General features: G+C 60.6%; 21 protein-coding genes. 6 read left to right on the top strand and 15 right to left on the bottom strand.

Annotated features, from left to right (window positions below):
- Positions 1-118: 118 nt before the first annotated feature.
- From mutS to ABLU95_RS02530, 6 genes are all read right to left on the bottom strand, one after another.
- Positions 119-2,680 carry a DNA mismatch repair protein MutS gene (mutS, locus tag ABLU95_RS02555; protein WP_023290813.1) on the bottom strand — a complete coding sequence of 854 codons (2,562 nt, stop codon included), beginning with the start codon at positions 2,678-2,680 and terminating at the stop codon, positions 119-121.
- 153 nt (positions 2,681-2,833) lie between these two features.
- Positions 2,834-3,613: a heme ABC transporter ATP-binding protein gene (locus ABLU95_RS02550; protein ID WP_348878766.1), complete on the bottom strand. Its 780-nt coding sequence runs from the start codon at positions 3,611-3,613 to the stop codon at positions 2,834-2,836.
- Positions 3,606-4,601, bottom strand: coding sequence for an iron ABC transporter permease (locus ABLU95_RS02545; RefSeq protein ID WP_048335122.1), 996 nt, complete (start codon positions 4,599-4,601; stop codon positions 3,606-3,608). The genes ABLU95_RS02550 and ABLU95_RS02545 overlap by 8 nt, the downstream gene beginning before the upstream one ends.
- Positions 4,601-5,419 carry a hemin ABC transporter substrate-binding protein gene (locus ABLU95_RS02540; protein ID WP_348878763.1) on the bottom strand — a complete coding sequence of 273 codons (819 nt, stop codon included), beginning with the start codon at positions 5,417-5,419 and terminating at the stop codon, positions 4,601-4,603. Before ABLU95_RS02540 ends, ABLU95_RS02545 begins: the two co-directional genes overlap by 1 nt.
- Positions 5,416-6,447 carry a hemin-degrading factor gene (locus ABLU95_RS02535; protein ID WP_023290808.1) on the bottom strand — a complete coding sequence of 344 codons (1,032 nt, stop codon included), beginning with the start codon at positions 6,445-6,447 and terminating at the stop codon, positions 5,416-5,418. The genes ABLU95_RS02540 and ABLU95_RS02535 overlap by 4 nt, the downstream gene beginning before the upstream one ends.
- Before the next feature lie 70 nt (positions 6,448-6,517).
- The gene (locus ABLU95_RS02530; RefSeq protein WP_348878761.1) at positions 6,518-8,881 is read right to left on the bottom strand and encodes a TonB-dependent receptor; all 2,364 of its coding nucleotides are present in this window, start codon (positions 8,879-8,881) and stop codon (positions 6,518-6,520) included.
- Between the two features lie 215 nt (positions 8,882-9,096).
- On the opposite strand from ABLU95_RS02530, the gene ABLU95_RS02525 reads away from it, so the two are divergent.
- Both ABLU95_RS02525 and ABLU95_RS02520 read left to right on the top strand, forming a co-directional pair.
- The gene (locus ABLU95_RS02525) at positions 9,097-9,390 is read left to right on the top strand and encodes a SelT/SelW/SelH family protein (RefSeq protein ID WP_004205627.1); all 294 of its coding nucleotides are present in this window, start codon (positions 9,097-9,099) and stop codon (positions 9,388-9,390) included.
- Positions 9,391-9,467: 77 nt separating this feature from the next.
- Entirely contained in the window at positions 9,468-9,809 is a 342-nt protein-coding gene (locus tag ABLU95_RS02520) for a nitrous oxide-stimulated promoter family protein (protein WP_023290806.1), read from the top strand.
- 60 nt (positions 9,810-9,869) lie between these two features.
- Here the strand turns inward: ABLU95_RS02520 and ABLU95_RS02515 are convergent, their stop codons facing one another.
- From ABLU95_RS02515 to ABLU95_RS02475, 9 genes are all read right to left on the bottom strand, one after another.
- Entirely contained in the window at positions 9,870-10,724 is an 855-nt protein-coding gene (locus ABLU95_RS02515) for a metal ABC transporter permease (RefSeq protein ID WP_065881970.1), read from the bottom strand.
- On the bottom strand, positions 10,718-11,566 hold the full coding sequence (gene sitC / locus ABLU95_RS02510; RefSeq protein WP_086075097.1) for an iron/manganese ABC transporter permease subunit SitC: 849 nt from the start codon (positions 11,564-11,566) through the stop codon (positions 10,718-10,720). Before sitC ends, ABLU95_RS02515 begins: the two co-directional genes overlap by 7 nt.
- Positions 11,563-12,384, bottom strand: coding sequence for a manganese/iron ABC transporter ATP-binding protein (locus ABLU95_RS02505; RefSeq protein WP_032453885.1), 822 nt, complete (start codon positions 12,382-12,384; stop codon positions 11,563-11,565). The genes sitC and ABLU95_RS02505 overlap by 4 nt, the downstream gene beginning before the upstream one ends.
- Positions 12,381-13,298, bottom strand: a complete 918-nt coding sequence (locus ABLU95_RS02500; RefSeq protein ID WP_086075098.1) for a metal ABC transporter substrate-binding protein — start codon at positions 13,296-13,298, stop codon at positions 12,381-12,383. Before ABLU95_RS02500 ends, ABLU95_RS02505 begins: the two co-directional genes overlap by 4 nt.
- A gap of 182 nt (positions 13,299-13,480) precedes the next feature.
- Positions 13,481-14,443 (bottom strand): LacI family DNA-binding transcriptional regulator, encoded by a 963-nt coding sequence (locus ABLU95_RS02495; protein WP_048298115.1) that lies wholly within the window; start codon positions 14,441-14,443, stop codon positions 13,481-13,483.
- Positions 14,444-14,499: 56 nt separating this feature from the next.
- Positions 14,500-15,414, bottom strand: coding sequence for an ROK family protein (locus ABLU95_RS02490; RefSeq protein ID WP_348878758.1), 915 nt, complete (start codon positions 15,412-15,414; stop codon positions 14,500-14,502).
- Positions 15,415-15,464: 50 nt separating this feature from the next.
- Positions 15,465-15,779 (bottom strand): PTS lactose/cellobiose transporter subunit IIA, encoded by a 315-nt coding sequence (locus tag ABLU95_RS02485; RefSeq protein ID WP_002914983.1) that lies wholly within the window; start codon positions 15,777-15,779, stop codon positions 15,465-15,467.
- A gap of 23 nt (positions 15,780-15,802) precedes the next feature.
- Positions 15,803-17,125, bottom strand: coding sequence for a PTS cellobiose transporter subunit IIC (locus ABLU95_RS02480; RefSeq protein ID WP_002914981.1), 1,323 nt, complete (start codon positions 17,123-17,125; stop codon positions 15,803-15,805).
- Between the two features lie 9 nt (positions 17,126-17,134).
- Entirely contained in the window at positions 17,135-17,449 is a 315-nt protein-coding gene (locus ABLU95_RS02475; RefSeq protein ID WP_048335108.1) for a PTS sugar transporter subunit IIB, read from the bottom strand.
- A gap of 177 nt (positions 17,450-17,626) precedes the next feature.
- Here ABLU95_RS02475 and ABLU95_RS02470 point away from each other — a divergent pair, with 177 nt between their 5' ends.
- The 4 genes from ABLU95_RS02470 to ABLU95_RS02455 all read left to right on the top strand — a co-directional run bounded on the left by ABLU95_RS02470 (position 17,627) and on the right by ABLU95_RS02455 (position 24,154).
- A complete protein-coding gene (locus ABLU95_RS02470; RefSeq protein ID WP_101976227.1) occupies positions 17,627-18,898 on the top strand; it encodes a PTS transporter subunit EIIC in 1,272 nt (423 codons plus the stop codon).
- Positions 18,899-19,160: 262 nt separating this feature from the next.
- The gene (locus ABLU95_RS02465; protein ID WP_348878753.1) at positions 19,161-20,498 is read left to right on the top strand and encodes a carbohydrate porin; all 1,338 of its coding nucleotides are present in this window, start codon (positions 19,161-19,163) and stop codon (positions 20,496-20,498) included.
- 12 nt (positions 20,499-20,510) lie between these two features.
- Positions 20,511-22,703, top strand: a complete 2,193-nt coding sequence (locus ABLU95_RS02460) for a CBM35 domain-containing protein (RefSeq protein WP_348878751.1) — start codon at positions 20,511-20,513, stop codon at positions 22,701-22,703.
- Between the two features lie 50 nt (positions 22,704-22,753).
- The gene (locus tag ABLU95_RS02455) at positions 22,754-24,154 is read left to right on the top strand and encodes a glycoside hydrolase family 1 protein (protein ID WP_348878749.1); all 1,401 of its coding nucleotides are present in this window, start codon (positions 22,754-22,756) and stop codon (positions 24,152-24,154) included.
- The last annotated feature ends 26 nt before the right edge of the window (positions 24,155-24,180 follow it).

Genomic DNA, 24,180 nt, shown 5'->3' with positions numbered 1-24,180 from the left:
ATCAGCGCGGGGGAAACCCCGCGTATTGGTTGTCAGGACGCATCCTCTCGCACCCATTTTGCATTTGTTAAAACGGCAGCACCGCAGGGCGCTGCCGTTTTTTCACGTTAAAAGAGACCTACACCAGGCTCTTCAGGCGATAGATCCATTCCAGCGCCTGACGCGGGGTCAGGGAGTCCGGATCAAGATTCTCCAGCGCCTCAACCGCAGGCGAGGTCTCTTCCGGAGCGGCGAGCAGCGACATCTGCGTGCCGTCGACCTGGGTCGCCGCCGCGTTGGGCGAGATACTCTCCAGCTCGCGCAGTTTCTGCCGCGCGCGCTTGATCACCTCTTTCGGCACCCCGGCCAGCGCGGCGACCGCCAGGCCGTAGCTCTTGCTGGCCGCGCCATCCTGCACGCTGTGCATAAAGGCGATGGTGTCGCCATGCTCCAGCGCGTCGAGATGGACGTTGGCAACGCCTTCCATTTTCTCCGGCAGCTGAGTGAGCTCGAAGTAGTGGGTGGCGAACAGCGTCAGCGCCTTGATTTTGTTGGCGAGATTTTCCGCACAGGCCCATGCCAGCGACAGACCGTCGTAGGTGGACGTGCCGCGGCCAATCTCATCCATCAGCACCAGGCTGTGTTCGGTGGCGTTGTGCAGGATATTGGCGGTTTCAGTCATCTCCACCATAAAGGTCGAGCGGCCGCTGGCCAGGTCATCCGCCGCGCCGACGCGAGTAAAGATGCGATCGATGGGGCCTATCTCCACCTTCTGCGCCGGGACGTAGCTGCCGATATAGGCCAGCAGCGCAATCAGCGCGGTCTGGCGCATATAGGTACTTTTACCGCCCATGTTCGGCCCGGTGATGATCAGCATCCGCCGCTGCGGCGCCAGCTGCAGCGGGTTGGCGATAAACGGCTCTTTCAGCACCTGCTCGACCACCGGATGGCGGCCTTCGCTGATGCGAATGCCCGGCTTATCGCTAAAGGTCGGGCAGCAGTAGTTGAGGGTTTCCGCGCGTTCCGCCAGGTTGACCAGCACGTCCAGCTCGGCCAGCGCGCTGGCGCTCGCCTGCAGGTCGGCAAGGTGCGGCAGCAGCAGGTCGAACAGTTCGTCATAAAGCTGCTTTTCCAGCGCCAGCGCTTTGCCCTTGGAGGTCAGCACCTTATCTTCGTATTCCTTCAGCTCAGGAATAATATAGCGTTCGGCGTTTTTCAGCGTCTGGCGACGCACGTAGTGGATCGGCGCGAGGTGGCTCTGGCCGCGGCTGATCTGGATGTAGTAGCCGTGGACGGCGTTGTAGCCGACCTTCAGGGTGTCGAGGCCCAGCCGCTCGCGCTCGCGGATCTCCAGCTTATCGAGATAATCGGTGGCGCCATCGGCCAGCGCCCGCCACTCGTCCAGCTCTTCGCTGTAGCCTGGAGCGATGACCCCGCCGTCGCGGACCAGCACCGGCGGGGCGTCGATCACCGCGCGCTCCAGCAGTTCGCGCAGTTCGCTAAACTCGCCCATTTTTTCGCGCAATTTTTGCACCGGCTGACTGTCAACGTCAGCCAGCTGCTCGCGCAGCAGGGGCAACTGCTGCAGGGCATGACGCATGCGGGCTAAATCGCGAGGACGGGCGGTACGCAGCGCCAGACGCGCCAGAATACGTTCCAGATCGCCAACCTGGCGCAGCACCGGCTGCAGCTCGGTATAGCGCTCCTGCAGCGCGCCGATGGTCTGCTGGCGCTCCACCAGCACGGCGGTATCGCGGACCGGCATATGCAGCCAGCGCTTGAGCATCCGGCTGCCCATCGGCGTCACCGTACAGTCGAGTACCGAGGCCAGAGTGTTATCGGTGCCGCCGGCGAGATTCTGGGTGATCTCGAGGTTACGGCGGGTGGCGGCATCCATAATGATGCTGTCCTGCTGGCGCTCCATGGTGATGGAGCGAATATGCGGCAGCGAGGTGCGCTGGGTGTCTTTGACATACTGCAGCAGGCAGCCGGCGGCGCACAGGCCGCGGGGGGCGTTTTCCACGCCGAAGCCGACCAGATCGCGGGTGCCGAACTGCAGGTTAAGCTGCTGGCGCGCGGTGTCGATTTCAAATTCCCACAGCGGGCGACGGCGCAGGCCGCGGCGGCCTTCGATCAGCGACGATTCGGCAAAATCTTCCGCGTACAGCAGCTCCGCCGGATTAGTACGCTGCAGCTCTGCCGCCATGGTTTCGCGGTCGGCCGGTTCGCTCAGGCGGAAGCGGCCGGAGCTGATGTCCAGCGTCGCGTAGCCAAAGCCTTTGCTGTCCTGCCAGATGGCGGCCAGCAGGTTGTCCTGACGCTCCTGCAGCAGCGCTTCATCGCTGATGGTGCCCGGCGTGACGATACGCACCACTTTACGCTCGACCGGCCCTTTGGTGGTGGCCGGGTCGCCTATCTGCTCGCAAATAGCTACCGACTCGCCCTGATTAACCAGTTTCGCAAGATAGTTTTCCACCGCGTGGTGGGGGATGCCGGCCATGGGAATGGGTTCGCCCGCGGAGGCGCCGCGTTTGGTCAGCGAGATATCGAGCAGCTGCGACGCGCGTTTCGCATCGTCATAAAACAGCTCGTAAAAATCCCCCATCCGGTAAAACAGCAGAATGTCAGGATGTTGCGCCTTCAGCTTGAGATACTGCTGCATCATCGGCGTGTGGGCGTCGAGATTGTCAATTGTGCTCATGGGGTGTTATCCAGATCCCTGATTTGAAATGGCTGCGATTTTGTTGTTTTCGTCGTTATCACATGGATGAGACATGATAACGGAGATGGGCAGGCGAGGGAAACTGACGAACGCGCGCGGCGCGATCCGGATTCCAGTTGCGCCGCGGGGGGATTACGGCGCCAGATAGACTTGGGGGGCCGCGTTGTCCGGATGCTGGCCGAGACGGACATCCGCCCCGTACCAGCGATGGATAACCGGCTGCTGGATCACCTCCTGCGGCGTCCCCTGGGCGACCAGGCGGCCCTGGTGAAGCAGCAGAATGCGGTCGGCCCACAGGGCGGCGAGGTTAAGGTCATGCAGCACCACGCACACGTGCAGTTGCCCGCCGGCGGTGAGCCGTTTGAGCAAGCGCAGCAGATGCTGTTGATAGTAAAGGTCCAGCGCCGAGGTGGGCTCATCGAGAAACAGCCAGCCCTGCGGCGCGCTGTCGCGCCACAGCTGCGCCAGACAGCGGGCGAGCTGCACCCGCTGCTGCTCGCCGCCGGAGAGGCCGGGATAGCGGCGGCCGGCAAGGTCATCGCAGCCGGTGACGGCCATTACCGCCGCCAGCTCCGCCGGGTCCGCGGTCGGGCCCCACGGCGAGCGCCCCATGGCGATGACCGTTTCCACCGTCCAGTCGGCCTGCAGGGCCGTGCGCTGTAGCATGACCGCCCGCCGGCGCGCCAGCGCCTCGGGTGACCACGCCTCCAGCGGCGTGCCCGCCAGACGGCGGGTACCGCTATCCGGGGTCAGGTACCCGGTCAGCAGCCGCAGCAGGGTGGATTTGCCAGCGCCGTTCGGCCCGATAAGCGCCGTCATCTCGCCGCCGCGCAGCGCGACGGAGATGTTGTCGATAATCTGCCGCTGGCCGAGGCGAAGCGCCAGCCCCTGCGCGCAATATTCATTAGCCATGTTTGGGGTTCTCCCGACGAAAGACCAGCCACAGAAACCAGGGGGCGCCCAGCAGGCTGGTGAGCAGACCGACCGGCATCTCCGCCGGCGCCGCCATTGTGCGGGCCAGGGTGTCGGCCAGCAGAAGCAGGATCGCACCGGCCAGCAGCGAGCCGGGGATCAGCCCGCGATGGTCCGGCCCCAGCCACAGGCGCATCAGGTGCGGCACCACCAGGCCAATAAAGCCGATGACGCCGCTGATGGCCACCGCCGCGGCCACCAGCACCGCGCTGCACAGCAGCAGCCAGCGCTGCAGCGCCCGCACGTTGACCCCGAGATAGTGCGCCTCTTCATCGCCGAGCTGCAGCAGATTGAGGCGGGAGGCCATCCACCACACCGCCAGCGCCGCCGGGATGATCAGGGTCGCAGCCACCAACAGGGTCGGCCACTCGGCCTGGCCCAGGCTGCCCATGCCCCACAGCGACAGCTGGCGCAGCTGGGCGTCGTTGCTCAGCCAGGCCAGCACGCCGACCAGCGCCCCGCACAGCGCGTTGATGGCGATCCCCACCAGCAGCAGGCGCGACAGCGACCCCTCCTCCGCCCGGCTGAGGATAAAAATCACCACCATCACCGCCAGGCTACCGATAAACGCCGCCAGCATCGGCATATACAAGGCGATCAGCCCCGTTGCGGAGAGCGGGAGCACCAGCCAGCAGGCCACCGCCAGGGCGGCGCCGCTGCTGATGCCCAGCAGGCCCGGGTCGGCAAGCGGGTTGCGAAACAACCCCTGCATCACGCAGCCGGAGAGGGCCAGCGCCGCGCCTACCAGCAGGGCCAGCAGCACCCGCGGCAGACGGATGGTCAGCCAGATGTGGCGCAGCATCTCATCCCCGGCGGGCAGCAGGCTGGCCAGCGGCAAACGCATCGCGCCAAGGGTGGTGGCGAACAGCGTCAGCAGGACCAGCAGCAGCGTCATCAACAGCAAACGGCGGGCGAGGGCAGGGCGCATCAGGGCAGATGCTCCGCTTTTTCACGCAGCGCGATAATCGCCTGCGGGGTGCGCGGCCCAAAACCGAGCAGGGCCATATCGTCGATCGTCAGCAGCTGCTTATGACGCCCCGCCGGGGTCTGCGCCAGGCCGGGCAGTTTCCACAGCCCGGCTTCGCCGCCCATCCCTTTGAGACCATCGGCGGAGATCACCACCAGATCCGCCTGGCTGGCGGCCACCCCCTCCTGCGACATCGCCCGATAGTGGTCGAAGCCCTGCATCGCGTTCTGCAGCCCGGCGGCGCGAATGGCGCCATCGGCCGCGGTGTGCTGTCCGGCCACCAGGGTATTCATTCCGCCGTGGCTGAGAATAAACAGCACCCGCTTAGTAACCGGCTGCGTTGGAATGGCGGCGATCTGTTGCTGAAGCTGCTGGCGCAGCGCGTCGCCTGCCGGGGTTTTGCCTAACGCTTCGGCAATGACGGCCACTTTGTTATCGATCGCGGCCAGGCTTTCGCCGCCCGGCACGTTTACCACCTTCACGCCGCTCGCCTGCACCTTGTGTAAGACCAGCGAGGGCTGCGCCTGGGCGCTCGCTAGCACCAGCTGCGGACGTAATGCGAGGATCCCCTCGGCGTTCAGCTGCCGCAGGTAGCCGACATCCGGCAGCTTTTGCGCCGCCGGGGGCCAGCTGCTGGTGCTGTCCCGGGCGACCAGGCTCTGTTGCGCGCCAAGGGCATAGACGATCTCAGTGACATCGCCGCCGAGGGTGACGAGCCGCTCCACGGCGGCGTGGCTCAGCAGCGGGAAGGCGATGAGAAGCAGTAACCAGCGCATCATGCGGGCAGTCCTTCGCGGGTCAGACGATCCACCTGCTGGCGCCATTGCGCCTGCTCGGGGTGGCCCTCGCTGCGCTGGCCATAGAGCTGGGCGATCTGGGTGCCGTCTTTGGCGAACAGCTCGACGCTGGTGACGTGTCCGTCTGAGGTCGGCTTACGGGTCACCCACACTTCATCGAGGCTCTCTTCACGCAGATGCAGGGTAAAGGTGGGATTGAAGATATTCAGCCAGCCGCGCATCGGCGCCAGCTTTTCCAGGGCGCCGGTGAAGATCTGCACGCAGCCGCGATTGCCGACGAAGATCATGATTTCATTGCCCTCCTGGCGCACCGTCTCCAGTAACGCTGGCAGCGCATGGCGATCAACGCGGCAGGCGAGGTCGTCGCTCACCAGGCGGAAGGCCTGCTGGCGGGAAAGCTGATATTTACGCAGCAGACCGAAGAACTGGTGTACGTCGGTCATCGCGCGCCAGTCGTTCTCCAGGGCGGCGCCGTCGGCGCTCTCGGCATATTTAACCGGCTCCAGCGGGCGCAGGGCCAGCGGCGCCGGGGCCGCCACCCGATGTTCCGCGATCAGGGTGTCCCAGGCCGCCATGTCGGTCTGCGTGGTCGCATAGACTTTCAGCAGCGCATCGCCGTGGTGGTCGAAAAACTGAATGCTCTGGCGACCGTTATCGTTCAGATGGAAGGCGCTGGCCCACTGGCTGAGGAACAGACGCAGGTCGAGCGCGCGCGGGTTGAGCACCAGCCCGGCGTGGCCGCTGAGGTGCTGGTGCGTGAACTGGCCCACCTGCTCATGGACGGCATACTCGTTGCGACAGATGCATTTGGTTTCACCGACGCGCTCAAGGGCGGCAATCAGCGCCCGGGCGTCATCGATCAGGCGCACGGCATCGTGACCGAGGCGGGCGGCGGTCAGCTCGGCTTCGCTGATCCCCATTTCCGCGGCGATATCGCGGGCATATTTCGCGGTGCTGGACGCTTTGGTGGCCTGGTAGCGCTGCCACAGATCGGGGTGGGCATTGGGCATAATCATATCCTTCTCAATGTTCAATATCCCCGGCCGGCGGGCCGGGGCAGGTGAGTTGTTATTCGGGCAATCAGAAGTCGACGTTGACCCCAAGCTGCCAGGTGCGGCCCGGCATGACCGCCAGCGCTTTATCATTGGCGTCCTGGCTGGTGCCGGTCTCGATATTGCGGCTGCTCAGGTAATCCCAGTATTTACGATCGGTGAGGTTGTAGACCCCGCCATTGAGGCGCACGTTTTTCGCTACCTGCCAGTACGCGGTCCAGTCCAGCATGCCGTAGCCCGGCACGCGCATATAGTCGCTGCTGGCATCGGCGATGGCGGACCCGCTGTTGCTGTAGCTTTCGCGGTTGGTGGCGGTCGCCTGTTTCCCCTTGACGAAGGTCGCCGTCAGGGCGGTGCCGTAGCGTTTCGCCGGATCGTCCCACGCCACGCCGACGATAGCTTTCATCGGCGCTACGCTGTCGAGGTCGACGTATTTATCGCCGCTGTAGCTGGATTTCGATTTCCCTTCGCTATAGCCGAGGGCGAGGGTGGCGCTCAGGCCGTCCACCTGCTCATACCAGGTGCCAAAGTTAAATTTGGTGCTGATCTCACCGCCGTAGATATAGGCTTTATCGCGGTTTTCCGCCTGATAAATGGTGTAGATGTTCGACGGCACGTTAGTGAACTGGCCCGGATTATTCGCCCGGGTATAGCGGGTATAGGCGATAAAGTTCTTATAGCTGTTGTAGAACAGCGCTGTGCGCAGGGTGATGCCTTCGGTAACTTCCCCCTTCAGCCCCCACTCGAGATTATCGCTGGTTTCCGTCTTCAGATCGGTATTGCCGATCAGGGCATACTGCTGGCTGCCGGCGTAGCTGGACCCAAGGTTCCAGGATCCATACAGCTGGCTGGCGTTGGGGAACTGCGCGCCGCGCTGGTACTGCAGGTAGGTCATCAGGCGCGGGGTGAGGTCGTACTGGAAGGTCAACGACGGCAGAACCTGGGTATCGCTGTTTTTACCGTACAGATTCGCCACCGACGATTCGGTCAGCGCACTGCTGTTGGCGGCAAGGTCGGACAGATTTTCCGGCTTCGTCGATTGATGCACCACGCGCACGCCGGGAATGATGGCGAAGTTGTGGCTATCAAGGTCGAAGTTGATCTTATCCTGGACAAAGCCGCCGAGAGTGTAGCTGCGGCTGTCCGCCTCCGGCTGCATGATCTCGCTGTAAACGCTGGGGATCGGCGACTGGCTGAAGGGCCGCTGGGTTTTGCTGGTGCTGGCGTTAAAGCCGGCGCTCAGATCGTGGCGGCCCAGGGTTTTCGCCAGCGCGGTCTGCAGGCCCCAGGTGTCGGTGTCGTAGTTGGAGTTCACCGTCTGCATTCTGCGGGTGACGCTATCCGGCATATACGTCCAGTCATGGGCTTCGGTATGCTGGTAATAGATTTTACTGGAGACGCTGTCGAGGTAGTCATTCATCGGCGTCCAGTCATCCTTCAGGCTCAGGCCCCAGCGTCGGGTCTGGCTGGTCTGGTTGGCGGTGCCGATGGTGCTGTTACCGCTGGAGTCCCAGGTATCGTAGTGGGTGTGGTTGGTTTTATGGTAATAGTCGAAGGTGCTGGTTAGCTTGTGCTCGTCGTTGGGCTGCCAGATCCCGGAGGCCAGAAAGGCATCGGAGTGCCAGTTCGCCGGGTAGGCGTCGACGGTGCCGCTGTTGTTTTCGGTTTCCTGGCCGTCGCGGCGGCTGTAGACCAAAATGCCGCGCAGGAACTCATCGCCGCCGGCGACGGTCACCCCGTTGTGCCAGCTGCGATCCGCGGAGTCGTAGCCGCTGCGATAGCCGAAGGCGCTGGTTTTGCCCGGGCGCAGGTAATCATCCGCCGATTTCGGGCGGAAGGAGACATTCCCTCCGATGGCGCTGTTGGCCGTTTCCGTCGAGGTGGCGCCGGACTGGATATCCACGCTGCCGTACATATACGGGTCGATATAATCGCGGCCGATGCCGAAGGTATTGAGCCCCGAGCGGCCGACGTAGCCGCGGCCGGTGGCGTTGGGCTGGGCGATACCGTCCACGTCGATACCGACGCGGTTGCTCTCCATGCCGCGAATGTTGTAGCCGGTGTAGCCCCCGCGGTCGAAGCCGCTTTTGCCGTTGCCGGATCCGCCGCTGGCCCCGGTGGCGCTGATGAGCGGTTCATAGCGCATGATCGAGCCGAAATCGTTAGCGCCTTTGTCCTCCAGCTCCCGGGCGCTGATGCTGTGCTCGTTACCGGCTTTTTGCGCCGGCGCGGGAGCGGTGACGGTCATTTGTTCCGAGGTGTCATCCACCGCCTCGCCGCCGATGGCGGAAGTGCCTGCTGCGACGGCAGAAGTTTGATAAATTGCTGCAAGCAAAGAGGTCACCAGCAGGCGTTTTTTACACCCTGCTGCTGACGGAGTCGATTTGTACATAGTCGCCACGCCTTGATCGTTATTAGTATCGGCTCACGCGTTACTTCCAGAGTTGCAGGTTGCTCCGTCTTTTCCGTTGCGGATAGGGTCTTACTCCATTTGTTGATTGCGAATGGTAATGATAGGTATTATCGTTTGCAACAAAATATTCATGTATTCCTCATTTAAACTGCACTTTGTTTACACTGTGCCCTTTCAGCCTGAGCGAGATGACGATGAATTCAAAAGCGGCTATCACCATCACCTATTGTTCCCAGTGCAACTGGATGCTGCGCGCCAGCTGGATGGCGCAGGAGCTGTTACACACCTTCAGCACCGATATCGCCTCGGTGACGCTGGTGCCGGGCACCGGCGGGATCTTCACTATCGATATCGACGGCCAGCAGATCTGGGAGCGCAAGCAGGATGGCGGCTTTCCGGATGCGGCAGAGCTGAAACGCCGGGTGCGCGATGTCTGCTTCCCGGAAAAAGCATTGGGGCATGTTGATAAACCCGCTAACCCGACCTAATCGTTAGGAAAGCGGCTGCGTGGCCCGTTTAAAAGGTGTATTATTGATGCATCTTTTTGTGGAGAGGGAAGTTGACGGTGGGCAAACGCATCGAACGTGAAAAGCAGACGATCGGTCGGATGATTGGGCTTTATCAGCGCCGCTGTCCGGATGCCCGCGACGACGGCGAACACTATCAGGCGCTGAACGCCTACGCCGACAAGCGGCTTGATAAGTGCGTGTTTGGCGACAATAAACCGGCCTGCAAGCAGTGTCCGGTACACTGCTATCAGCCGGCGAAGCGCGAAGAGATGAAGCAGATTATGCGCTGGGCCGGGCCACGAATGCTCTGGCGCCACCCGATCCTGACCCTTCGCCATCTGCTGGATGACAGGCGGCCGGTGCCGCCGCTGCCGGAAAAATATCGACCGAAAAAATAGCGGCCTTTCCCCGGCCTGGGCTGCGCGCAGCCGGGGGACAAGCGCAGCCCCGGTAAGGCGTTAGCCGCCACCGGGGATGGGTGATGAAGCCTTCTGTTTCTGACTATCCCGGATCGTGCTTGTCACAAAGGCGACCACAAACAGCGCGCTGAACAGCACCACGATAGTCGGCGCCGGCGCGCTATCGAGATAAAACGCCAGCCACACCCCTCCCGCCGAGCAGCAGACCGCTACCGCCACCGCCAGCAGCAGGGCGTGGATAAAGCGCCGTACCAGCAGGAGCGCGATCGCCCCGGGGGCAATCAGCAGCGAAATCGACAGAATAATCCCTACCGACTGCAGCGTCGCGACGATGGTCAGGGCGATCATGCACAGCATGCCGTAATGCAGCAGTCCGCCGCGCAGGCCGCTGGCTTTGGCCTGCGTCGGATCGAAGGCGTGCAGCAAAAAATCCCGCCATTTCAGCCCGATAATCAGCGCGATCACCAGCGCGATAGCCGCCGTTTGTCCAATATCGCTGAGGGAGATCCCGAGCATATCGCCGAACAGAATATGGTCGAGATGGACGTCGGACTGGATCGCTACGTACAGCACCAGCCCGGCGCCAAACATGCCGGAGAAGACAATCCCCATGATGGTATCGCGTTTGAGGCGGCTGTTGTCGTCGAGAAAACCGGTCGTCACGGCGCAGAGCAGCCCGGCGATAAACGCGCCGATGGCGAAGGGGATGCCGATAATGTAGGCCAGCACCACGCCGGGAAAGACCGCGTGGCTCATGGCGTCGCCCATCAGCGCCCAGCCTTTGAGTACCAGAAAGACCGACAGCAGCGCGCAGGGCACGGCAACGACCATCGATACTGTTATCGCGTTGACCATAAAAGGAAACTGGAACGGGGCCAGGATCAGATTCAGCATGCGGCCTCCCCGGCGCGGCGGCGGTTGGCCAGCAGGCCATGCTTCGGCGCGAAGATAAAGGTGATGAGGAACAGCAGCGTTTGCGCCACCACGATAATGCCGCCGGTGGCGCCGTCGAGGTAGTAACTGAGCCAGGCGCCGAAGAAGCTGGTCAGGCTGCCGATGGCGACGGCGATGGCCAGCAGGCGCGGGAAGCGGTCGGTTAACAGCCAGGCGGTGGCGCCGGGGGTGACCACCAGGCAGATAACCAGAAAGGCGCCGACGGTCTGCAGCGCCGCTACGGTGCAGGCCGCCAGCAGGGTAAAGAACAGCAGCTTCAGGCCGCGGGTGTTCAGACCAATCGAGCGGGCGTGGTGCTCATCGAAGAAGGTCACCATCAGATCTTTCCACTTCAACAGCAGGATCGCCATCGAGATAAAGCCGATCGCCGCCAGCTGGATAATATCCTCCGGGGCGATGGCCAGAATATTGCCGAGGATAATAGTCTGGATATTCACCGACGTCGGGTTCAGCGACACCATAAACAGCCCGATCCCGAAGAAGGAGGAGAAGATCAGGCCGATAATGGCATCCTCTTTCAGCCGCGACCGCTGCTGCAAAAACAGCATACTGCCCGCCGCCAGGCCGCCGGAGAGAAACGCGCCGAGGGCAAACGGCAGGCCGAGCATATAGGCCCCGGCGACGCCGGGCACAATCGAGTGGGAAAGGGCGTCGCCAATCAGCGACCAGCCCTTCAGCATCAGGTAGCAGGAGAGAAAGGCGCAGACGCCGCCCACCAGCGCCGCCACCCACATCGCATTGAGCATATAGTGATAGCCAAACGGCTCCACCAGCCAGCTCATCGTGGGCCTCCCGCCGCGCGCCGGCTGATAAACGGCCGCTCGTCATCGGTGATAATCTGCGCTTCCGCGCCGGTGAGCGCGACGTGGCGCAGTACGCCGCTGAAAGCCCGCTCCAGATTCTCGGCGGTGAAGGTGGTTTCTGTCGGGCCGCTGGCCAGCACGGTGCCTTTAACCATCACCGTGTAATCGCAAAATTCACTTACGGACCCGAGATTATGGGTGGAGACCAGCATGGTACAGCCCTCATCGCGGAGCTCGCGCAGCAGGCTGATGATCCGCGCTTCGGTCTGCACATCGACGCCGGTAAAAGGCTCATCCAGCAGGATCACCTGGCCCTGCTGAGCGATGGCGCGGGCAAGGAAGACGCGTTTTTTCTGCCCGCCGGAGAGCTCGCCAATTTGCCGATGGCGGTACTCGCTCATGCCCACGCGGGCCAGCGCGGCATCGACAATCTCGCGATCGCGCGGCTTTGCCCGCCGCAGCCAGCCCATATGGCCGTAGCGGCCCATCATCACCACATCCTCCACCAGCACCGGGAAGGACCAGTCCACCTCTTCCGACTGCGGGACATAGGCGACCAGGTTCTGGCGCAGCGCGCGGTTGACCGGCTGGCCGAGGATGGCGATCTCGCCGTGACCGACGCGCACAAAGCCCATCAGCGCTTTAAACAGTGTGGATTTACCCGAGCCGTTAACCCCCACCAGCGCGGCAATGGCGCCGCGCGGTACGCTGAACGAGGCGTCGCGCAGGGCGGTGTGGCCGTTGCGCCAGGTGACGGTGAGCTGGTCGACATACAGACCCGCTTGCGCAGTATTCATGGCTGTTTCCTCATCCCGTCCTGGATACCGTTGACGATGGTTTCGGTGGTGACGCGCAGCAGGTCGAGCCAGGTCGGCACCGGGCCGTCGGCGGCGCTCAGCGAATCGACATACAGCACGCCGCCGTAGTGGGCGCCGGCTTCGCGCGCCACCTGACGCGCCGGTTTATCGGAGATGGTGCTTTCGCTGAAGATGGTCGGGATCTGTTCTTTCTTCATGGTGTCGATAACCTTGCGCACCTGTTGCGGGGTGCCCTGCTGGTCGGCATTGATCGGCCAAAGATACAGTTCGCGCAGACCATAGTCGCGGGCCAGATAGGAGAAGGCCCCCTCGCTGGTGACCAGCCAGCGCTTATCCTCGGGCAGTTGCGCCAGTCTGGCCTGCAGCGGCGCCATCGTCTGGCGGATCTTCTCTTTATAGGCCTCGGCGTTGCGGCGATAGGTGTCGGCGTGAGGCGGATCGTATTTCACCAGCGCATCGCGAATATTATCGACATAGATCAGGGCGTTATCTGCCGACATCCAGGCATGGGGATTGGGCTTCCCGCTATAGGGGCCTGCGCTGATGCCCATCGGCTGGATCCCCTCGCTGACCACCACCTCCGGGACGCCCTGCAGGTGCTGATAAAAGCGGGCAAACCACCGTTCGAGATTGAGACCGTTGCTGAGGATCAGCTGCGCCCCCTGCGCGCGTTTGATATCGCCGGGAGTAGGCTGGTAGTCATGGATCTCCGCGCCCGGTTTGGTGATGGAGCTGACGACGGCGGCATCGCCGGCCACGTTCTGCGCCATATCGGCGATAACCGTGAAGGTGGTGATAACCCTGAATTTCTCCTGCGCCGAGGCCGGCGCCGCGGCCAGCAGGGCCAGCGCGCTGGCCAGCAGCCATGATTTCAGCGGTGTCAGGTGCAGCATAGGATCCCTCGCAATGATGTGGTTAATTTCCCAGCGTTTATAGCCATTGCTATGTTATATAGCACAAGCTATTTATAAATGAAAATAATTCTTATTTGCATGCGTGGTTAATAATGAGCCGGGAAACGAAAGCGATAAGAAAGGGGAGAGATAAGGCTGGCCCGGCGCGAACCGGGCGAAGATCAAGAGATATCGGCGACCGACTGGCGCGGGATCAGGCGGCCAGCCAGCGAGCGGCCCTCGGCGGTGAAGGTTGGCCGGTCGTCAATCAGGCTGCGGATACGCTGAATACAGTTATCCAGCAGCGCTTCCAGTGGCCAGGAGATGCAGGTCAGCGGTGGGTAGAGCAGCGAGGCGAGCGGGGAATCCTCAAGGCTCAGCAGGGAGACCTCCTGCGGGACGGCGATGGTGAATTCGCGCAGCAGGCGCATTGCCTCAGCCGCGTAGCGGTCGCGTTTAACGATAATGACTGAGTATTTACTGAAGCTGTTAATTAAGGTCAGCAGCGCCTGTTCGACATCATCGTTGGCCGTCAGCACCAGCTGGCGGTTAAAAGGAATGGAGTAGTTCTGCAGAACGTTGCGGTAGCCTTCCATCATCTGGCGGCTGGCATCGTCGCTATCGCTGTCCACCAGCAGGGCGATGTTGCGGTGTCCCTTGCCAATCACATAGCGGCAGGCGCTTTCAGTGGCGAAGGCGAAGTCATAGCCCTGGCTGTTGCTCCCGGCGACGCCGAAACGGTCAAAGGCGATAACGTTGCGCGGCGCGTCGGCAGCAACGGCGCCCAGCACCACCACCGCCACGCACTGGCGCTGCAGATCGTCGATCGCCGCCGCCTGCTCTACCGGATCGCTGACATACTGGACCAGCAGGCTTTTATTCAGCCCTTTCAGCGCCTGCGAGAGGAGCGGCAGCAGACGCGCGCCGTTGCTCTCGTCCTGCGCGGAAATCACCAGACCAACGTGGCTGGATGTCTGACTGGCGAGGTTTTGCGCGGCAAAGCTCGGGCGATAGTTGAGTTCTTCAACGGCCCGCAGCACAGCTTCCCGGCTCTCTTCGCGCACGCCCCGGGTGCCGGTCAGCACGCGGGAAACCGTCGCTCTTGAGACATTCGCTAATCTTGAAACATCATCAATCGTTGGCATGGCTTTTTCTGTCTGGACATTTTCGCCTAGCTTAACATACCTGCTGAAAAAAGTGTCTACCGTGGCCCGTCCACGGCGCCGGGCAGACGGGGCAGCCAGGCCGCGCCGCGCACGCCGCTGGCGTCGCCGAAGCGGGCCGGTTTGATCTGCGTGCGGCAGCTGTCGGAGAAGATCCACGGAACGATGGCGGCAGGCAGATCGCGATAGATCTGGCTGACGTTGGACAGACCGCCGCCCAGCACAATCACCTGCGGGTCGAGAATATTGATCACCGACGCCAGGCTACGGGCAAAGGCATCGATAAAGTGTCGCCAGTGGGCCAGCGCGCGCGGATCGCCGTTTTGCGCCGCGGCGACAATGGCTTCCGCACGGGCTTGTTCCCCATAGCGGCGGGCGAAGCCGGTGCCGGAGAGAAAGCTTTCGATGCAGTTCGTTTTGCCGCAGTAGCAGGGCTGCGGCGGGCCATCGCGCTCAGAAGTATAGCCCGGCAGCGGATTATGCCCCCACTCCCCGGCGATAGCGTTGGGACCGCTAAGCAGCTGTTGATGAACGGCGATCCCGCCACCGCAGCCGGTACCGATAATCACCCCGAAGACGGTGGCGGCCCCGGCGCCGGCGCCATCTACCGCCTCCGAAAGGGTGAAGCAGTCGGCATCGTTTGCCATCCACACCGGCTGGCCAAGCTGCTGCATGATATCCCGGCGCAGATCGTGGCCGTTGAGCACCAGGCAGTTGCTGTTTTTAATGCGTCCGCTTTGCGGATCGATTGCCCCAGGCAGGCCGATCCCCAGAGTGAATGGCTGGGGGCTGACCGCGCGAATATCGGCAATCAGGGTCAGCAACTGACGCATAAAGGCGTCATAGCTATCTTTGTGGGTCGGCCGACGCAGGCGCTGGACGCATTCGCCTGCCGGGTCCAGCAGTACGGCTTCCATTTTGGTGCCGCCAATATCTATTCCAAGATGTAACATAGTGACCTCGGGGATTCAGACCCGGCCAGCGCGCCTGGCCGGGGAACGCGCTAGGCGTGAAGTGGTTGCGCGCGGTAAATCGCAATCAGTTCGGCAATCAGCTCTTTCGCCAGAATGGAGGTCATCAGGTGATCCTGAGCATGGACCATTACCAGCGTCATTTTGGTTTTTCCCTCGCCTTCGTCAGCTTCGATAAGCTGGGTCTGTACAAGGTGAGCTTCGCGGGAATAGTGCGCCGCTTCCTGCATTTTGGCGTCGGCGGTGGCGAAATCACCCGCTTTAGCGGCGTGCAGCGCTTCGTAGCACAGACTACGTGACTGGCCGGCGTTGATGATGATCCCCATCACCTGTTCTTCTAATTCCATGATTATCCTCTGAATCGTTAGCGTTAAGCGGTTTGCGCCGCGTTGTCAGCCTGGCCGACGGCGTTTTCACGCTCCTGGGCCAGCAGCTGTTTTTCGTAAGCTTTGAGAAATGGCAGGTACATCACCATGGCGGTGGCCATACAAATGAGGCACAGGATCACCGGGCTAAAGCTCCAGTTCGCCGCCCACGAGGCGCCGATGGGCGCCGGCGTTGTCCACGGCGTCATCGATACTACGCGGCTGACGAGATCCAGCTTCAGCGCAAAGTACGCCAGGGTCGCGTTGACCATCGGCACCAGCACGAACGGCAGGAAAAACAGCGGATTCATGATGATCGGCGCGCCGAAGAGGATCGGTTCGTTAATATTGAATACCCCAGGCACTACCCCCATCCGGCCAATCGTCCGCAGATGCACGGCCTTGCTGCGCAGCAGCATCAGCGCCAGCGGCAGGGTGGAGCCGACGCCGCCGATCAGCAGATAGTGATCCCAGAAGCCCTGGACATAGATGTGCGGGATAGCGGTACCTGCCGCCATCGCCGCCTGATTGACCGACAGGTTGGCCATCCAGAACGGGTTCATGATCCCGGTGACGATCAGCGCGCCGTGGATCCCGGCGAACCACAGCACCTGACAGACCAGCACTGACAACAGAATGGCCGGCAGCGTATCGGAAGCCGCGACCAGCGGTTTGACCAGCGACATGATCGCTTCCGGAATGATCATCCCCAGCTGAGCCTCGATAAACAGGTTCAGCGGATGCAGCGTCAGAATGATCGCCAGCACCGGGATCAGGATCTCGAACGAGCGCGCCACCCCGGCAGGCACTTCCGGCGGCAGGCGAATGGTGATGTTATGCCGCTTGAGGAAGGCGTACAGCTCGGTGGAATAGATGGCCACCAGAATGGCGGTGAAGATCCCCTGACCGGAGAAGTAGGCAGTAGAGATCTGGCCATCTTTCAGCGGCGCGGCTACCAGCAGAAACGACATCAGCGACAGCATCCCGGCGGTCAGCGAGTCCAGGTGATGGTGCTTGGCGAGGCTGGCGGCGATCCCGACGGCAATGAACAGGGTCATCACCCCCATGCTGAAGTTGAACGGCAGCATCAGCGCATCGCGATGATCGAGCGAAAATTGCAGCCAGGCGCGGGCAAAGCCCCACGTCGTATCCGGAGAAAACGGCGGAAAGATAAATACCAGCAAAAACGAGCCTACGATCATAAAGGGCAGGGCGGTAATAAAACCGTCGCGGATCGAGGTGACGTATTTTTGCTGGCCGATCGCCCCCGCCATAGGCGTGATCTGCCGTTCGATCACATCGATCAGTTTAGCGTACAGAGAGCTCATGTTCTTTCCTTAGTTCTTGTTTTCAATGAGGGAAAGGGCGAAATCGAGGACCGCGGCGCCTTTTTGCATGCCGTAGTCCATCATATTGATGGGTTCGACGCGGATACCGTATTTATCCGCCTGTTTTTGCAGATCCTGCTGCATGTATTTCACCTGCGGCCCTAGCAGCACCACCTGATAATGGCCAACCTGTTCGGCGAACTCCGCTACGCCATAGGCATTGATCTCTACCGGCAGATCCCGCTGTTCGGCTTCGGCAATCATTTTTTTCATCAGCAGGCTGGTGGACATGCCTGCCGAACAACACAACATTATTTTTTTCATAAGTACCGCTCCTGATGAGGTTGGATGAGCGGACTATAGTCAAAATGGATGCATTACGGAAAGCGCTTTCCGTTTGTGGATTTATTAATTGTGACCATGATCACCTATGGCAGGCTTTCACTTTCCGGTGTTGTGGGCGATCATCCCGGCGAGACAACCATTCGCAAAGGTAGGAGTATGAACATTCAGTTAATGAATGTGGCCGTGGATATCATCGAGCAGCGGCTGGCGCCGCTGGCGAATGTTCTGACGCGCAACAACCACATTACGGCGATGCGCGATAGCTTTGCGCTGGCAATGCCCTTTGTGATTGTTGGCAGCCTGTTGGTGCCCATTTTGTTTCCGCCCGTTTCCATCGACGGCGCCTCGCGTTTCGGCCAGGTCTATTTGCTGCTGCGGCCTATCCTGCTGCCGACCTTTCAGCTAACCATTGGCCTGGTGGCGCTGATTGTCGCCTTCGGCGCCAGCGCCAGTCTCGCCAAGCAGTACCGTCTGCCGGAACGGCTCTGCGGTTTAACCGGGTGTCTGGCTTTTCTGCTGTTTATCGGCTTTCGCGAGACTGCGGTGAGCAATGTTTATCTCGGCGGTATGGGGATATTTACCGCCCTGATATCCAGCACCTATTCCATTGAGATAATTCGCTTTTTCTACAAAAAAGGCTGGTGTATTCGCTTGCCTGATGAAGTGCCGCTGATGACCCGCAATGGCTTTCAACTGCTGATCCCGCTGCTGGTGGTGATGCTGTCGATAAGCGTGATGAATGCCATACTGCTGCAGACCACCGGACGCATCGTACCGGAGTTAATCAGCGAAGCGGTGCGGCCGCTGGTGCTGGCGTCCGACACGCTGATGGCGGTACTGATCTCTTTATTTATCTGTAACTTACTCTGGTTTATCGGTATCCATGGCGCGCTGATCGTCACCGGGATCATGAACCCCTTCTGGATGACCTATCTGTTTGAAAATCAGCAGGCGCTGGCGGCGGGTTCGCCAACGCTGCCGCATATTTATCTGCAGGGGTTCTGGGATTTTTACCTGCTGATCGGCGGTATCGGCTCCACTTTGCCGCTGGTGCTGATGGCGATGCGCAGCCGCTCGCGGCAGCTGAAAAGCGTGGCAAAAATTGGCCTGCTGCCGTCGCTGTTTAATATCAACGAGCCAATACTGTTTGGTTTTCCGGTAATCATGAACCCGGTTTTTTTACTGCCGTTTCTCTTTGTTCCGCTGATAAATGCCTGTATCGCATGGTATTTAACTCAGCTGGGTATCCTCGACCGCGCGGTGGCGATGCTGCCATGGTCGATGCCTTCCCCGCTGGGGGCAGCATGGTCGGCGAACGGTAGCTGGAAAAATTTGTGTATGAGCCTGTTCGCGATGTTTAACGCCTGGATGCTCTATCGCCCCTTCTTCAAAGTGTACGAACGCCAGCTCGCGGAAACCGAACGCTGACCCCCTCGCCGTCGGCGGCTTATCCCCCGGCGGCACTCATTCACCTGCTCCTCCTTCCGCTCTGCTGCCGGCTCCCGGCGGCATTCTTGTTATTTTATGTGATCAGTCTCACGAATATATTCGTCGCAGAGCGAATTTTGTGAACCAGATAGGCAATTATGGAAAGCGCTTTCCATTAACGGATGTACATTTCCATTTTTGATCCGTAAATTTCCCCTCCGTTATCGGTTCGTGTTAACAAACATAACGTGGGAAAAAAATAATGATAAAGCTGAAACATTCAATACCTCTGGCTCTCCTCTCGCTGGCAGGGGCCAGCAGCCTGGCCTGCGCCGATCCGAAGTATGATTTTGCGCTGCATGGCTATATCCGCTCCGGGATCCTGGCGAACTCCGATGGCAACCGCGCGGACTCCGTCGGCCTGATGCCGGACGGTAAGTGGCGACTGGGCAACGAAGAAGACACCAAGATCGAACTGATCCCCACCGTGACGCTGACGGCGGACAGCGGCGTGGTGGCGAAAGTGCAGGCCAACCTCACTCACCAGTCGAAATGCACCTCCGACTGGAACTGTCAGGATGACGATGGCCATGACGTACAGTTTCGCGAAGGGTTCGCCGAGCTGAGCAATCTGGATTTTGCGCCGGAGATGACCTTCTGGGCCGGTAAGCGCTACAGCAGCTCCAACACCTCCAGCCATCAGTTCGACTGGGAGTACATTCAGTACAACGGCACCGGCGGCGGTTTCGACAACATGGATCTCGGCTTCGCCCGCTTCGACGCCGGGGTGTACGCCTTTTCACCCACCGATGAAACCAAAGCCTACCCGGTGGATAAGGGAGATCAGGGCTACCCGGATGACTATTCCCTCAACCTGTGGCTGAAAAAGATCGCCGGGACAGGCTTCGATCTGGAGCTGATCGGCCACCATATGAACCGTAACGAAAACCACCCGACTTCCGCCGAGAAGGGCTATGGCGTGACCGGTATTTATAACTTTGACGGTTTCTATGGCCTGACCGGAGGCTACTCCCGCCTCGCATTGCAGTACGGGAAAGGGCTGGCGGCGGGTGACTCGCTGGGTAAAAACGGCTGGGGCTGGGCCAATCTGGAAAACACTCAGTCCTGGCGGGTGGTGCTGGATAGCGTGGCCTCGATGGGCGACCTGGAGATCTCGACCTTCGCTTTCTGGCAGAAAGATAAAAACTACCGCTGGTGGACGGAAGATGACCATGGCTGGGGACGCTCTATGTGGGTCGCCGGTATCCGCCCTTATCATCAGATCACCCGCAACTTTGCCATGCAGTACGAGCTGGGCTACGAATACCTGGATGACAAAAACTACAAAGGGGTAAACGGCAAAGGCATAGGCGGCCTGACCAAAGTCACCGTTGCGCCAACCCTGACCTTTGACTCCGGTTTCTGGGCACGCCCGCAGCTGCGCTTCTTCGTCACCTACGCGAAGTGGGATAAAGGTGTCTCCGATGCGCTGGACGGCAACTACAACTGGGATACCAATACCATCACCGCCGGCGGGTATTCCCGCAGTGGCTCTACCGACACCGTTAACTTCGGCGTACAGGCCGAGGTCTGGTTCTAAGGAGAGACAACGATGAAGCCGATGAAAAACCTGCTGCTGATGGGGCTGCTGTCCGCGCTGGGGGCCGGCGGGGCGCTGGCCGCCGAGCGCTCGCACTTTACGCACTTTATCACTCGCGACGGCGCCACCCTCAAGGACGGCGACAAGGTGTTTCGTTTCGCCGGGATCCACGCGCCGGAGCTGCACCGCATTGAAGACGACGCCCGCGGCCCCTGCAGAGCAGACCCGCGCGGCTGGGGACAATACTTTAAATGGCCAACGGCGCAGGAGCAGCAAAACTGGATCCAGGCGATGGTGCAAACCGGGGCGAAAGCCCAGCGCGTCTACGTGCTGTCGGTGCAGCAGGAATTTGATAAAGCCTGCGGGCGCGAGACCCATATTCTGGCGCCGGAAACGGCGGACGGCATGCCGCGGCTGAATGAGAAAGCCATGCGGGTGTATGACAACATGATTGCCGAAGCGGATAAACAGGGATTGCGACTGATCCTGCCGTTTATTGACCACTGGTGGTGGTGGGGCGGGCGTGAGCAGCTGGCGGCGTTTTACCACGAAAAAGCGGAAGACTTTTATCGGACCGATAGCAAGACCTTCAAAGCCTATCTGGATGTGATCCGCCAGGTTATCACCCGGACAAATACTGTCACCGGCCGCGCCTATTATGATGAAAAGGCGATCATGGCCTGGGAAACCGGTAACGAGCTGGAGGATACCAACGCCGATTTCCTGCATCAGACCGCGGCGTGGATTAAAAAATGGGCCCCTCATCAGCTGGTGGTGGATGGCACCTATAAGAAAATCAATTCCTTTGCGCTGACCGACCCCAATGTAGATATCGTCAGCAATCACTATTACACCAATGCCGATAATAACCATCCCGGGCAGGTGACGCAGGATCTGCGCGCCGTCGGCGGGCAAAAAGTCTATCTCGTCGGCGAGTTTGGCCTGCTGCCGGCGGATCAACTGAACGCCATTATGCAGTCGATCGTTCACAGCGACGTCAACGGGGCGCAAGCCGCCGGCGGGCTTATCTGGGGCTTCCGCGGCCATCGTGACGACGGCGGCTTCTACTGGCATAAGGAGTCGACCGGGCACTACAGTTACCACCTGCCGGGGTTTGCCAAAGAAGGCGAAGCGAACCAGGAGCAGGCGGTGGTCGATCTGGTGCGCACGGCCGCGGCGCAGATGGCCGGGCAGCAGACGATGGCGCCGCTGCCGAAGCCGGACGCGCCTTTGCTGCGCGAGACCACCTCGCCCTTCGCGATCAACTGGATGGGAGCCGCGGTGGGACGCAGCTACGATGTCGAACGCGCTGGCTCGCCGACCGGGCCGTGGACGGTGGTGGGCCGGGATATCTCCGATGGCGTTAACGAATGGAATCCGGAAACCATGGTTCTGTTCCGCGACGATTATCGTCAGCTCCAGCTCGGGCAAATGTACTACTACCGGGTGACGGCGAAAAACGAGAGTGGTCGTTCTGCCCCTTCCAATGTGATTAGCGTGCAGCATAGCGAGGAGAATCAGCCGCCGGTTATCACGCTGGAACCGGCCCTAAACACCACGCAGGACCAGGGCGTCAAGCTTACGGCCAGCTGGCAGGACGATGGCCTGCCGTCGCGAGAGGTTAAGGTGGGCTGGCAGCACGCCGGTGAGGGACTCGTGCATTTCTGCCATGCCGATCGGGCTCAAACCCGGGCCTGGTTTACGACGCCAGGTACCTATGCGCTGACGTTCACTGCCGACGATGGGCTGCTGAAAAGCAGCAAAACCGTGACCGTGACGGTGGGCGAGGCGGCGGGGAAAGCGCCGGCGGATTTCTGTCGTTATCACGGCGAAGTTTATGGCGTGGCTGAGGGGCGCCTGACGGTAATGAAGAGTGATAAAGACGCGCTGGCAGTTGGCGAGGACGGGTTCCTCGGCCCATTTGCCAGCGAGGGGGATAAGATCAGCTGGCATGTGCAGGCGCCGTGGAGCGGTCAGTTCCAGCTCAACGTAACCTTCAACGGCAAATGGGGCGGCAAGCAGAACTCCTTTGTCGTCAACGGGGGCGCTCCGCAGGCCGTGGCCTTCCCGCAGACGGATGAGCAGGGCCAGCAGCTGCGGATACCGGTGACGCTTAACGCGGGGACTAATCAGATTGACTTCGGCCGCTTCGCCGGCGACTGGGGCTATATGTTCATTAAATCGATCGAAGTGGTCGTGGAGTAGTACGTTCAGGCTGCGCCAGACGGGCGCAGCCTTTTTTCGAAGGAGAGGTTATGCAGCAGTATCAGTTTCCGCAAGGGTTTCTGTGGGGGGCGGCGGCGTCTGGCCCGCAAACGGAAGGGGTCAACAATAAGCGCCATCGTTCCATCTGGGACAGTTGGTTTGCCGAACAGCCGGAGCGATTTTATCAGCAGGTAGGGCCGCAAACCGTGTGTGATACTTATCATCAGTATCCGCAGGACGTGGCGCTGATGAAAAAGACCGGCTTCAACTCGTTTCGCACCTCAATTCAGTGGTCACGACTGATCGCTGATTTGGAAACCGGCGCGCCGGACCCGGACGCGGTGCGTTTTTATCACGCCTATCTTGATGAGATGATCGCCAACGGCATTGAGCCGATGATCAATCTCTACCATTTTGATATGCCGGAGGTGCTGCAGAAACAGTACGGTGGCTTTGAATCGGCGCACGTAGCAGAGCTGTTTGCCCGCTTTGCCCGCACCGCCTTTAGCCTGTTTGGCCATAAGGTTAAATACTGGATAACCTTCAACGAGCCGATTGTACCGGTTGAGGGAGGCTACCTGTACGATTTCCACTATCCGTGTAAGAAAGATGGTCGGCTGGCGGCGCAGGTGGCGTTTAACATTATGCTGGGGCATGCCAAAGCGGTCACGGCTTATCGTGAACTGGCGCTGGCGGGCGAGATCGGCGTGGTGCTCAACCTGACCCCGAGCTATACGCTCACCGATAGCGACGCGGATAAAAAGGCCGCCGGGTATGCCGACCTGTTTTTTAACCGCAGCTTCCTTGACCCGCTGGTAAAACATGAATTCCCCAAAGCGCTGTGCGAGATCCTCGCCGCCCACGACTGCCTGCCGACGACCAGCAAAGACGACGTGGCGTTGATCCTCAGCGCGGAGATCGATTTTCTTGGGGTGAATTATTACGTGCCGCGGCGGGTAAAAGCGCGTGAGAGCGAATATGACCTCGATTATTTCACCCCGGAATACTATTTCGAAAACGCGGTGAACCCGCAGGGCCGCTTTAACCCCTATCGTGATAACAACGAGATCCTGCCGCAGGCTATTTATGACATTGCCGCCAATATTCGCGAAAACTATGGCAATATTAAGTGGTATCTCGCGGAAATCGGCATCGCGATGGATCGAGAATCAGAGGGAGAGCCCGGGGCGGACGGGGTGATAGACGATAATTTTCGCATACAGCTGATGGAGGAGCATCTGGTGCAACTGCACCGCGCCATTGCCGACGGCGCGAACTGCTTTGGCGTACACCAGTGGACGTTTATCGACAACTGGTCGTGGATCAATGCCTTCAAACGGCGCTACGGCTTCTGGCGACTGGATCTGGAGACCGGCGAGCGACATATAAAACGCAATGCGCTGTGGTTTGCCGAACTGGCGACCAGCAACGGTTTTACCAGCGACAAATAGCGCTCTGCGCCAGCGCTCCCTCTTAC

Source organism: Klebsiella sp. GG_Kp146, assembly GCF_040061975.1.
GTDB lineage: Bacteria > Pseudomonadota > Gammaproteobacteria > Enterobacterales > Enterobacteriaceae > Klebsiella > Klebsiella quasipneumoniae.
The sequence above is the reverse complement of the archived record's forward strand: the minus strand, read 5'-3'. Positions and strand labels throughout refer to the sequence as shown.

Coding starts and splice junctions, on each gene's coding strand:
- ABLU95_RS02495 (WP_048298115.1), bottom strand. CDS start 14,443: ATGCCAACGATTGATGATGTTTCAAGATTAGCGAATGTCTCAAGAGCG.
- ABLU95_RS02535 (WP_023290808.1), bottom strand. CDS start 6,447: ATGCCCAATGCCCACCCCGATCTGTGGCAGCGCTACCAGGCCACCAAA.
- ABLU95_RS02540 (WP_348878763.1), bottom strand. CDS start 5,419: ATGATGCGCTGGTTACTGCTTCTCATCGCCTTCCCGCTGCTGAGCCAC.
- ABLU95_RS02490 (WP_348878758.1), bottom strand. CDS start 15,414: ATGTTACATCTTGGAATAGATATTGGCGGCACCAAAATGGAAGCCGTA.
- ABLU95_RS02475 (WP_048335108.1), bottom strand. CDS start 17,449: ATGAAAAAAATAATGTTGTGTTGTTCGGCAGGCATGTCCACCAGCCTG.
- ABLU95_RS02455 (WP_348878749.1), top strand. CDS start 22,754: ATGCAGCAGTATCAGTTTCCGCAAGGGTTTCTGTGGGGGGCGGCGGCG.
- mutS (WP_023290813.1), bottom strand. CDS start 2,680: ATGAGCACAATTGACAATCTCGACGCCCACACGCCGATGATGCAGCAG.
- ABLU95_RS02500 (WP_086075098.1), bottom strand. CDS start 13,298: ATGCTGCACCTGACACCGCTGAAATCATGGCTGCTGGCCAGCGCGCTG.
- sitC (WP_086075097.1), bottom strand. CDS start 11,566: ATGAGCTGGCTGGTGGAGCCGTTTGGCTATCACTATATGCTCAATGCG.
- ABLU95_RS02460 (WP_348878751.1), top strand. CDS start 20,511: ATGAAGCCGATGAAAAACCTGCTGCTGATGGGGCTGCTGTCCGCGCTG.
- ABLU95_RS02530 (WP_348878761.1), bottom strand. CDS start 8,881: ATGTACAAATCGACTCCGTCAGCAGCAGGGTGTAAAAAACGCCTGCTG.
- ABLU95_RS02465 (WP_348878753.1), top strand. CDS start 19,161: ATGATAAAGCTGAAACATTCAATACCTCTGGCTCTCCTCTCGCTGGCA.
- ABLU95_RS02485 (WP_002914983.1), bottom strand. CDS start 15,779: ATGGAATTAGAAGAACAGGTGATGGGGATCATCATCAACGCCGGCCAG.
- ABLU95_RS02515 (WP_065881970.1), bottom strand. CDS start 10,724: ATGCTGAATCTGATCCTGGCCCCGTTCCAGTTTCCTTTTATGGTCAAC.
- ABLU95_RS02505 (WP_032453885.1), bottom strand. CDS start 12,384: ATGAATACTGCGCAAGCGGGTCTGTATGTCGACCAGCTCACCGTCACC.
- ABLU95_RS02550 (WP_348878766.1), bottom strand. CDS start 3,613: ATGGCTAATGAATATTGCGCGCAGGGGCTGGCGCTTCGCCTCGGCCAG.
- ABLU95_RS02525 (WP_004205627.1), top strand. CDS start 9,097: ATGAATTCAAAAGCGGCTATCACCATCACCTATTGTTCCCAGTGCAAC.
- ABLU95_RS02545 (WP_048335122.1), bottom strand. CDS start 4,601: ATGCGCCCTGCCCTCGCCCGCCGTTTGCTGTTGATGACGCTGCTGCTG.
- ABLU95_RS02470 (WP_101976227.1), top strand. CDS start 17,627: ATGAACATTCAGTTAATGAATGTGGCCGTGGATATCATCGAGCAGCGG.
- ABLU95_RS02480 (WP_002914981.1), bottom strand. CDS start 17,125: ATGAGCTCTCTGTACGCTAAACTGATCGATGTGATCGAACGGCAGATC.